The 9,743-nt window shown below is 71.3% G+C and carries 10 protein-coding genes and 1 pseudogene; 4 read left to right on the top strand and 7 right to left on the bottom strand.

The annotated features are described in order from the left end of the window. Positions 1–38: 38 nt before the first annotated feature. Complete coding sequence (locus WDZ17_RS16860) at positions 39–284, bottom strand: hypothetical protein (protein WP_339576338.1); 246 nt, start codon at positions 282–284, stop codon at positions 39–41. A 262-nt stretch (positions 285–546) separates the two neighbouring features. Between WDZ17_RS16860 and WDZ17_RS16855 the strand changes: the two genes are divergently transcribed. Then, positions 547–951 carry a cytidine/deoxycytidylate deaminase family protein gene (locus tag WDZ17_RS16855; RefSeq protein WP_339576337.1) on the top strand — a complete coding sequence of 135 codons (405 nt, stop codon included), beginning with the start codon at positions 547–549 and terminating at the stop codon, positions 949–951. A gap of 50 nt (positions 952–1,001) precedes the next feature. Here WDZ17_RS16855 and WDZ17_RS16850 read toward each other — a convergent pair whose 3' ends face one another. Next, the gene (locus tag WDZ17_RS16850) at positions 1,002–1,535 is read right to left on the bottom strand and encodes a GNAT family N-acetyltransferase (protein WP_339576336.1); all 534 of its coding nucleotides are present in this window, start codon (positions 1,533–1,535) and stop codon (positions 1,002–1,004) included. Positions 1,536–1,639: 104 nt separating this feature from the next. Next, positions 1,640–2,827 (bottom strand): MFS transporter, encoded by a 1,188-nt coding sequence (locus tag WDZ17_RS16845; protein ID WP_339576335.1) that lies wholly within the window; start codon positions 2,825–2,827, stop codon positions 1,640–1,642. A 107-nt stretch (positions 2,828–2,934) separates the two neighbouring features. Between WDZ17_RS16845 and WDZ17_RS16840 the strand changes: the two genes are divergently transcribed. Further along, a complete protein-coding gene (locus WDZ17_RS16840) occupies positions 2,935–3,933 on the top strand; it encodes a helix-turn-helix domain-containing protein (protein ID WP_339576334.1) in 999 nt (332 codons plus the stop codon). Between the two features lie 76 nt (positions 3,934–4,009). On the opposite strand, the gene WDZ17_RS16835 is transcribed toward WDZ17_RS16840, so the two are convergent. Then, positions 4,010–4,633 (bottom strand): nucleotidyltransferase domain-containing protein, encoded by a 624-nt coding sequence (locus tag WDZ17_RS16835; protein ID WP_339576333.1) that lies wholly within the window; start codon positions 4,631–4,633, stop codon positions 4,010–4,012. A 413-nt stretch (positions 4,634–5,046) separates the two neighbouring features. Here WDZ17_RS16835 and WDZ17_RS16830 point away from each other — a divergent pair, with 413 nt between their 5' ends. Both WDZ17_RS16830 and WDZ17_RS16825 read left to right on the top strand, forming a co-directional pair. Next, the gene (locus tag WDZ17_RS16830; protein WP_339576332.1) at positions 5,047–5,709 is read left to right on the top strand and encodes a hypothetical protein; all 663 of its coding nucleotides are present in this window, start codon (positions 5,047–5,049) and stop codon (positions 5,707–5,709) included. After that, entirely contained in the window at positions 5,615–6,856 is a 1,242-nt protein-coding gene (locus WDZ17_RS16825) for a helix-turn-helix domain-containing protein (protein WP_339576331.1), read from the top strand. The genes WDZ17_RS16830 and WDZ17_RS16825 overlap by 95 nt, the downstream gene beginning before the upstream one ends. Positions 6,857–6,973: 117 nt before the next feature. On the opposite strand, the gene WDZ17_RS16820 is transcribed toward WDZ17_RS16825, so the two are convergent. The 3 genes and pseudogenes from WDZ17_RS16820 to WDZ17_RS16810 all read right to left on the bottom strand — a co-directional run. Beyond that, positions 6,974–7,276, bottom strand: a complete 303-nt coding sequence (locus WDZ17_RS16820; RefSeq protein ID WP_339576330.1) for a hypothetical protein — start codon at positions 7,274–7,276, stop codon at positions 6,974–6,976. Between the two features lie 96 nt (positions 7,277–7,372). After that, positions 7,373–9,160 carry a TniQ family protein gene (locus WDZ17_RS16815; protein ID WP_339576329.1) on the bottom strand — a complete coding sequence of 596 codons (1,788 nt, stop codon included), beginning with the start codon at positions 9,158–9,160 and terminating at the stop codon, positions 7,373–7,375. A gap of 176 nt (positions 9,161–9,336) precedes the next feature. Beyond that, a pseudogene (locus WDZ17_RS16810) lies at positions 9,337–9,743 on the bottom strand (hypothetical protein); the annotation flags it as partial.

The raw sequence follows: 9,743 nt of genomic DNA, 5'->3' as shown, positions 1-9,743 counted from the left end.
CGGCATAGCCTTTCCGTGTCCACCAAAGTGATTACACTTCAGGTGAGCTTCCGCAGGCTGGTGAAGTGATGCAGCGCGCTGAGGTCGTCGCAGGCGTAGTCGAAGACGAGCAGCTCCTCCACGCGCGGAGCGATGGGCGTCAGCCAATCCAGGCCATGGTGCCCCTCGGGCATCCGTAGGACGGAGACCCGCTTGGTGGCTCGCGCCAGGGCGCGCTGGTACCCGGGTCGGGGCGCGGCACCGCCGTCGACGACGGCGTGGAGACGGCCACCGGCGAGGCTCAACCGACATGAGGGCAGCACCGACCAACCATCGCAGTCCGCCCAAGGACCACGGCGGGCCTTCACCCACACGCCACTGTTCGGAAGACGTGGCCTGTTGAGGATCGACAGCGGGACGGCCCGAGGTCGTCGGCGCCGAGGTCCTCTAGCCAGGCCGAGGCTCGCCGGCAGGCGGTCGCCTGCCGAAAGGGGCTCTCGCGTGGAGCTGGTGCCTCCTGCTGTGCCGTGCCACCGCGTTGGGCACGGGACCAGCGACCATGCCCGCATGCTGTCCAGCAACGACCTCGAGGTGCTCGAAACCGCGACAGCGGCGGCGCGTCGCCTCGAGCAGCGCCGACCACCGGAGGACTTCACTCACACCGTCGTCTCGTCGGCCCGAGACACGAGCGGGCGAATGCACACCGCGGTCAACGTCCACCACTTCACCGGCGGCCCGTGCGCGGAGTTGGTGGTCGCAGGACTGGCGGCTTCTCTGACTGCCGACCGCCTCGAGGTCATCGTGGCCGTGGCGAGCTCCGACCTCGCTGTCCTGGCGCCGTGCGGGCGATGCCGCCAGGTCTTGACCGACCTCTATCCCGACGTGCGGGTCATCATCGACGGCCCGCGGGGCGCTGAAGTCGTTCCTGCGATCGAGCTCCTGCCCCACGCGTACCGGCAGCCAACAGCCTGACGAGCACCCACTCTTGTCGACAGTGCGGACGCCCTGTCGGTCGGCGATCGTCAGTGGGAGGGCGACGTCGCCCGGACGGGACGGACCATCGACACGCGCGGCCACGCGTCGAGGCCGTGGGCTGCCTCTCGGACGCGGACGGCCCGTAGCTCGTCACCGACCTCGTCCGGCGTCATGTCCCGGAAGCCCAGCCGCCGGTAGTAGGGGGCGTTCCACTCGACGTCGGCGAAGGTGGTCAACGTCAGCGCGGTCCTTCCCGACGCCGCAGCCCACGCCTCCGCGACGTCCAGCAGCTCCCGGCCCCGGCCACGGCGGGCGTGGGCGGGGTGCACCGTGACCTGCTCGACGTGGGCGTTGCCGTCCACGACGTCGATGAGCAGGTAGCCGACGGGGACGTCCCGGTCGTCGACGGACACCCAGGCACGGCCGTTGCGCTGGTAGTCGGCCAGCTCCTCGAGGGAGGGCGGGTCGTCCTCAGCGATGGCGTCCATGCCGACGGTCGCGAAGAGCGCGCCGGCCGCGACTTCGACGCCCTGGATCGCGGTGAGGTCCTCGTGGCGGGCGGTGCGGACCTGGGCAGGCATGACTGCATCGTGGGGCTTGCAGACGTCCACCGGCCATCACGTTGGTGCCGGTTGAGGATCGCTGGCCGGACAGCGTCCAGCTGTCGATCCTCTGTTGGCCCTGGTCAGGCGGTCCCCGCCCGCGAGGTCGTGGTGAGCGGCTGGCGCAGTGCGGGGGTGAGCGCGATGGTGACGGCGACGGAGGCGATGGCGACGGCGGTCATCGCCCAGCGGACGCCGAGGACCTCGGCGAGGGCGCCGGCCAGGACGGCGGCGATGCCCTGGCCGGCGAGCATGCCGGAGGAGTGCAGCCCGAGGGCGTGGCCGCGGTCACTGGCAGGGGTCAGCGTGAGCAGGCGCTCTTGCAGAAGGAGCCCGGCGCTGAAGCCGGCGGAGGCGACGGCCACGAGCACGGCGGCTACGGGGACAGCCGGGGCGAGGGCGAAGGCCAGGTAGGGGACGGCGAGCAGCAGCCGGGTCGGGGTGACCAGGCGCGGGCGCCAGGAAGCGGGCACGAAGCGGCCCATGACGGCGTCCCCGGCAAGCATCCCCAAGGCGCCGGCGGTGAACAGCAGCCCGGCCGCAGCGCCGGCGTAGGGCACGAACAGCGCTTCGGCGCCGACCACGAGGCCGTTGGGCACCCACAGCGCCAGGTAGGTCGCCGGGACGCCGGGCAGGGCCCACAGGCGCCGGTTGCCGGCCCAGGTGGCCCCCCGAGGAGCGCGGCCGCTCGCGCGGGGGGCCCGAGAGGACAGGCCGAGGGCCAGGACGGCGGCGGCGACGCCGTCGAGCCCGGCGGCCAGCAGCAGCACGGTTGCCGGCTCGAGGAGCAGCAGGAGACCGGCGGCGGCGGCGTTGCCGCCGACCTGGACCGCGCCGGTGGTCATCTGCACGAGCGAGCGGCCCAGCACGTAGGACTGGGCGGGCAGGACCTCGGCGACCAGTCCCCAGCGGACCGCGGCACCCAGCGACGCCAGTACGCCCGAGCCCAGGACCAGGAAGAGGACGGCGACCACAGGTAGGCCCGGGAGGGCGAGCACGGCCAGCACGGCGCCTTGGGACAGCGCCAGCGTGGCCAGCCCGGCGCGGGGAGGGATGCGATCCGCGCGGTGCAGCAGTAACGAGGCGCCGACGAGGTGGCCGAAGGCGCGCCCGAACATCGCCACCGCGGCTAGCAACGGGGAGCCGGTCCCGGCGAAGACCAACGTCGCCAGCGCCAGGCCGCCGACGACGCCGGCCCCGACGCCGAGACCCGAGGTCACGACGAGGGCGGGGTAGTCCCGAACGGTCAGCAAGCTGGAGTAGGTCGCCACACGCCTCACCGTCGACGCCAGCCACCCCACGACCTACCGTTTCGCTCCTGGTCGAAAGAGCGCCCGGTCCGGAGCGACGGTCCGACAGCTGGGATGAGGAGGTAGCCGTGGGGGTTTGGCGCGTCACCGCGGATGTGCTGGCGACCAGCCGCTTCGCGCTGTCGCCGCTGTCGGAGACCTTCGGTGCCCTGGGTCTGCTGGCCACCGGCGACGCCCCGCCCTGGCAGCGCGCCTGGGCCGAGGCGCACCGGCCCGCCTTCCGCGCCCGCGTCGCCGCCGACCCCTTCTCCACCGACCTGCTCGACCAGGTCCTGGGCCACAAGTGGGTCCCGGACTACTTCCTGGCCCCACCGGTCACGCGAGAGGCGCGCGTCACCGACGAGCTCGCCACCGTCCGCGCCACCCCCCGAGACGTTGCCCTGGCCGACCTCGCCGTCGCCATGGCCGGGGCGCCCCTGCCCGTCGGCGTACAGGTCCCGGACCCCGCCGGGGCGACCGCGGACCTGCTCGCGTGGGTTTGGGAGCACACCGTCGCCCCCGACTGGCCCCGCCGTCGGCGCCAGCTGCAGGCGGACATCACCGCCCGCAGCGCCGCAATGACCAGCCGCGGGTGGGCCGCGGCCCTGGCCGACCTCGGACCGAAGATTCGCTGGCTCGGCGAGGGGCAGCTGCAGATCAACGCCGGTGACCGCCCACCCCGCGACCTCACCGGCGCGCGGCTGTTCCTCGTGCCCATCACCGCCCCCCGCGGCTGGGTGATGTGGGACCAGCCCCACGCCTACGCGCTGGTCTACCCCGCCGGAGGAGCCCTCGCCCCGACCTCACCCACGACCGCCCCGACAGCTCTCAGAGACCTCCTCGGCGCCACCCGCGCCGACCTGCTCACCCGCCTTGACACGCCGGCCAGCACCTCCCAGCTCGCCGCCGCCACCGGCCTCGCCCTCGGGACCGTGGCCCACCACCTACGCGTCCTGAACGCCGCCGACCTGATCCACCGCCGCCGCGCCGGCCGCGACGTCCTCTACCAGCACACCGACCTCGGCCGCCGACTGAGCCGAACCGCCGAAGAAGCGTCTGACCCAGGGCCGAGCGGCCGTGCCGTATGAGGATCCCTTGTGAGACCGGCGGTGGTGCTTCTCCGAGCGGGCGGGTGTCCCGCCGGGACGCCCGGCGACGGCGGCTTCAGGTCAGGTGCCTGCTCCAGCGGTGGTCCGGGTGGACGACGTCCAGGCTCGCGCGCAGCCAGTCCCGGGCGCTGGGGGTCAGCAGCGGCAGGCACGCCTGGAGGTCATCGTCGTCCTTGGCGCGCGTCGCGTGGGCCTTGTGCAGGAGCTGGATCTGCGGGGCGAGGTAGGTCACGCCGTCGCGGGTCCACAGCGCCTGCTCGAGGGGCAGGGACACGCCGGGTGCGGGCCGGTAGGTGCGGCCCTGGTCGTCGACGTCGCTGAGCAGCACGTCGTACTCCCACGGGCTGTCGCCGCCGGCGCGCAGCCACAGGTTGGTGCAGGTGGCCGGCACAGTCGGCGCAGACGACGCGGGTGCTGACAGGGGACGCAGGGCGCCGTGGTCGGCAGCCCACACGTCGAGGCGCCCGGCGAGGTAGTCGACCAGCAGGGCCACGTCGGTGCGGGGGATGGCCATGTCGAGGTCGGCGTGCGGGCGTGGGCGGGCGGTGAAGGCCTCGATCGCCCACCCGCCAGCGACCCACCACGGCCCCGGGTAGCCGGCGAGCAGCTGCTTCGCCTGCAGCGGGGTGCGCCGGCGCCAGGGCCCGTAGAGCCGGACGACCTCGTCGCGCTCGAGCACCACGCGAGCGTAGAGACCACCCGCACGCTCGGACCTGGCTCGCGGGCACGGCCGGGTCACCGCCGCCGTGCCACCCCCTGACGATCGTCGTCGGGGCCGTCGGTGCGACACGAAATCCGAACGACGACACGGCGATGACACGAAATCCGTACGACGACACGTTGCGGCGAATCCCACAGCGGTGGTGGCGGTCCACAGCTGACACCCCGGGCCAGGGCGCGCCACTCAGTTCCTGTAGGAACTCGGCGAATTCGTCGTAGGGACCGCCAGCTGACCTGGCGACTCACAACGTCGTGCCACCGCGAGCGTCTTGGGATCTGCAGTCTGCTCGAGACAACTCGACGCTCAGGGGACCCCGAGCTACCTTGCATCAGTGGTACGATCCTGACCTGCCGCTCGCTAGGAGGCTCATCGTGACCGAGCTCGCTACGCACGCTCTTGACCTGCGTTCGGTGATCACCGTGCAGGCTCAGGCGTTGAGCCAAGCCATCTACAGCGGGGTCGCGACATCCATCGCTACCACGTCCATGCGGGCGAAGGGGCTCGAGCACACCAAGTACCCGCATGTCAGGCCGCTCCTCGTGCGCGCTTTTCTGCGTGAACACCTTGAGTCTGAAGAGGCCGAGCTGCCCCCGGGGTGGGACGTGGCGGGAAATGCCCGGCAGATGGGGCAGCTGTTGCTGCAGCATCAAGACTTGGAGCTGAACCTCACCTTCTTAAAGGAGCGAAGGTCCTCCTACCCGGGCGGCGTGCCCACCGCGGGGTCGAATACGGCCCGACGCAATAAGTGGCTGAATCCGCCTCTCGATATTGCCCTGCCCGAGCCGCCTATCGAAGGCGAGGCGGATGCGTGTCAGCTGTTGCTCTTGTGGGATTTTGCGGCAAATGACGAGGGCTTCACCGTGCGCATTGTCCACCCGCGAGGGCCGGGGGTGTACGGCGAAGCGGTGCCGTGTGACCTTGTTCTAGAGCTCAAGCCTCATGGGCAGATTTATACGCGACGACGGTTCGAGGGCAGCGCCGACGAAGAGGACCTCTTTGCGCGTGTTGATCGAGAGGACAACGTTGGCGGCTGAGGCGGTCCGTCCGCGAGGACAACGTCTTACTGTACTCCGCCATCTCTATGGGCTAACGCAGCAAGACCTTGCCAGTCGGGTGGATCTTTCTCCCTCATTCATATCTCACGTGGAACGCGGCACTAAGCTACTGCCCGTCGAGGTGGTGGAGCGTCTAGCCCTCGCTTTCGCTTTGCCTACTAGCTTTTTCTACGTGCCGACGCCTGCGTGGGTTGGAGCGCAAGCAACCTTCCGTAAATCCTCAAAAGCGACGCGCCGTGATGAGGAGCGGGTCTCAGCTTGTTACGACGAGGCCAGTCGACTGTTTCACTGGGCGTCAGAAGCATCGGGTTATCACGAGAGCGACCTGCCAGATCTAGACGTCTCGACAGATGACCCCGAGGCTGTAGGTGCCGAGATTCGAAGGCGAGCAGGGCTTGGAAAGGAAGACCCGGTCCTTAACGTCACCCGCCTCCTGGAGCGTCTGGGGATTGGCGTAGTGCACCATCTAGACCACCTCGCCATGGACGGGAGCGCGCACGCCGGAGTCTCACGTCCGTCCTCTCTCAACAGTCGTCCTCTGATCGGTGTGGCAACGCCAGCGTTACCGCCGCCAGTAAAGCGACTTACCTTGATGCACGAGTTGGGCCACTTGATCTTCGATCGGGACCTTGCCGTGCCAATTACCAGCGTCCGCGCGATTGAGGAGCGTAGGGCTTTCCGTTTGGCGGGGGCAGTTCTGCTGCCGACACGTGTAATACAACAGCGAGTGTCTGAGGGACTCAAATTGCACGCCTACCTCGGAATCAAGGCTGACTACGGCGTGTCCGTAGGCGGCATCCTCAAGCGCGCCAGGGATGTGGACGTTATTAGTCGGGCCCGCTATCGAAGCCTCAGTATCCAATTGTCCTCTCAGGGGTGGCGCTACGACGAGCCGGTCGAGGTTGCCGATGAAAAGCCCATTCTCTTCCGGCAGGCTCTTTCAAGGGCTTCCCAAGGCGCGCGTGTGGAAGACGTCGGTAAGCGCCTTGGTGTCGCGGCCGACGCCGTGGCGCGGTGGGCCGCCTTGGAGGAGTACTCGTTGGCCGATGTACCGACAAAGGGCCCCTCAGTCGCGAAGGTCTTCGATCTAGAGGCGGCGCGTCAGCGCGTTAGATCGAGGGCCTAGTACGGTCCTGCTGTACCGGCAGCTGGGCGAATCTGCCGCCTTCCCCCAGGCCGGGAAGTGCCCGTAGGCAAAGCGCACAGACTCGAGCGCGGTGACGTGCTGAATGATTGAGGTGATTCATTTCTCGTCCGCACTCATCCATCTCTTCGTCTGGTCCAGGCTTCTCCAGGGGGGGTGCGTCTTGGTGGCTTGGGCGACGGTGTGGTCGAGGGCTTGGCGGGTGAGGCGGTCGAGGTGGACGCGCTTGCTCGACGTGCCGCCGGTGAGGGCGGCGACGAGGGCGCTGATCTGGGCGGGGTAGTTCTCGGTGCTGTCGACGTGGGGGGTGCCGTAGGTGATGCGGAGGTACTCGCGGATCCACTTCGTGGCGGTGGGCGGGGCGCCGCTGGAGGCCAGGGCCGTCGCGGCCTGCCGGAACATGTGCTGGGGCCCGGTCCACTCGTTCCGGTGGTCCTCGCCGTTCCAGTTCGGGCGGAACAGGGGCGGGCAGGGGCGGGCGTCCTCGGGGGCGGTGCTTCAAGGGGGCAGCCACCACAGGGACTCGTCGCCGCCGGTGTCGGTCTTGGCGGCGAGGTAGTGGGCGGCGTGGGTGAACCACTCGTCGCAGCTGTCGCTGATCTTGGCGGCGAAGGCGCGGTGGGCGGCGTGGTCGGCGTCGGCCAGGGCGACGGGCGCGCGGCACAGGCGCGCGTCGCCGCCGGTGTAGGTCTCCCAGAAGACCCGCACGAGCGCGGGGGAGACCGTCATGGTGGGCCCGAGGCACAGCTCGTACCGGGTGACGGTCAGGGCGGCCCGCAGCATCTTCGCGTCACCGCCGATCCAACGGCGGTCGGAGTAGTCGATCGTGGGCGGGGCGGCGTGCAGGTGGTCGGCGAGGTCCTCCAGGCCGGCGAGGAAGTCCGGCCAGGCGCCGGTGCGGCGTAGCCGGCGGACCATCGCCGGGACGTAGGAGACGAGGGACCGGGGCAGGCCGAGGTCGACGGCGATCAGCTGCCACGGGCGTGGGGCGCCGAGGCGGGCCAGCAGCATCGCCGCGCAGGCCCGGGCCTTGTAGTCGCCAGCGTCCAGGTGCTCGGCCAGGACGCCGGGCCACAGCTGCTGGGCGATCCAGGCCAGCGGCACCCGGTCGGTCGAAGGATCGCCAGGGTGGTGCGGCCCGAGGTCGTGAGAGGGGTAGCGGGGGTGGGCCCGGCCGGTGCGGAAGGTCAGCTGCGCTGGCGGGGACAGGTGCGCCGCGACCGACAGCAGCCGGACCTCGCCGAGCACGGGGTGGCGCCGGCGTCCGCGGGTCTCGCCGGCGATGGGGGTGTACTGCCCGGCCGGGTCGAGCAGGCCGTGCGCGTCGGCCGCGGCAGCGGCCTCCGCCGGGGTGAGGGACCCCACGACGTCGGCGGCGGCGGCCAGGCCGGCCAGCACCCGGGCCCCGTCGGTGGCGGCGTCGTAGATGGCGTACGAGCCGAGGGCGTGCTCGTCGAGCAGGTCCAGCAGCGCAGTGAGGTGGTCGCCGTGGGTGCTGGGCAGCCCGGCGACCGTGACCGGCCCGTGGGGGTCGCCCGCGGCGACCGACGCGAGGGCGAAAACCCACCGCTGCAGCCCGATCTGCCCAGCTGTGGCGTCCCGGGGGGCGGTGGTTCGCAGGTCGTGCCGGCAGGGCTGGAAGCGGGTGCGCAGGGTGTGGGGGCCGGGGGCGTGCTCGGGGCAGGCCCAAGGCGGGCAGGCCCGGGTGGTCCAGACCGAGGTCGACCACGGCGACTTCTCGCAGGCCGGGCAGATGCTCTCCAGCAGGACCTCGTGGTCGGTGCAGACCAGGTGCAGCGGGGACCGCCACCGCTGAGGCCAGACCCCACCGTTGTCGGCCAGGCACACCGGGCAGTACCGGGTGCCGTCCAGCGCGACGGCCCGGACGCTGTCGCCGCGGTAGTCGCGGCGGTAGGCGGCCACGGCCTCGGCCAACTGCCGGGCCAACTGGTCACCGGCGGCGCCCAGCGGCAACCCGTCCAAGCCGAGGGCGGTGGTGACCGCCGCGTGGTGGCGGCGCAGGTGCTCGGCGGCGCTGCTGATCTCTGTGAGGTTCGTCCTGGCGCCGGCGGCCTCCAACCACTGGTGCGGACTGAGGTCGTAGCGATACCCGACCCGGGCCAGCCACCCCTGCACCTGCTCCCCGGGCACGGGCGGCACCGTGATCGGCCACCGCCCGATACCCGGTGTGCCGTCCCGCCACACCCGCGTCGGCGCCGCGACCCGCCGCAGCGGCCTGCGGGCGGCCCGCGCCGCCCGCAGCCCCGCGGGGGTCTGCCAGGGCATCAGCCCACCCGAGGGCAACCGCTCCTCCTGCTCCATCCCGGCTGCCTCGGCCCTCGTCGCNCCTGCGGGCGGCCCGCGCCGCCCGCAGCCCCGCGGGGGTCTGCCAGGGCATCAGCCCACCCGAGGGCAACCGCTCCTCCTGCTCCATCCCGGCTGCCTCGGCCCTCGTCGCCGTGTCAGCGCCCGCGCCCACCGGCGCGTGGTGGCTGGGAAGGCTGGCTGGGGTGCTGCTGAGCGCCGGCGTAACTGTTCTGCGCGGCGTTGTCGGTCACGACATGGGACAGGACAGCCTCGTCGATCCTCTCGGCGCCGGTGGTGATCGCGACGTAGCAGGCCCGGTCGAGCAGGTTGGTCAGGGAGGCGATGTGGCCCTGGGTGCGGGCGAACAGCAGCTCGGCGTGGTCGGTGAGCATCCCCGGGCGGGCCTCGGCCAGCTTCAGGTGCCCCTCGAGGGCGGCGAGCAGGTCGACCCACGCCCGCGCGCCCGCCGCCGTGGCCGTGCTGAACGGGACGACGGGGCAGCGGGTCGCCCGCCTCGAGGTCTGGGCGTAGACGACGTCGGAGCCGTGCAGGCCCTCGTCGA

Source organism: Pseudokineococcus basanitobsidens, from assembly GCF_037482545.1.
Lineage (GTDB): Bacteria > Actinomycetota > Actinomycetes > Actinomycetales > Quadrisphaeraceae > Pseudokineococcus > Pseudokineococcus basanitobsidens.
This window is presented reverse-complemented; position numbering and strand designations above follow the sequence as displayed.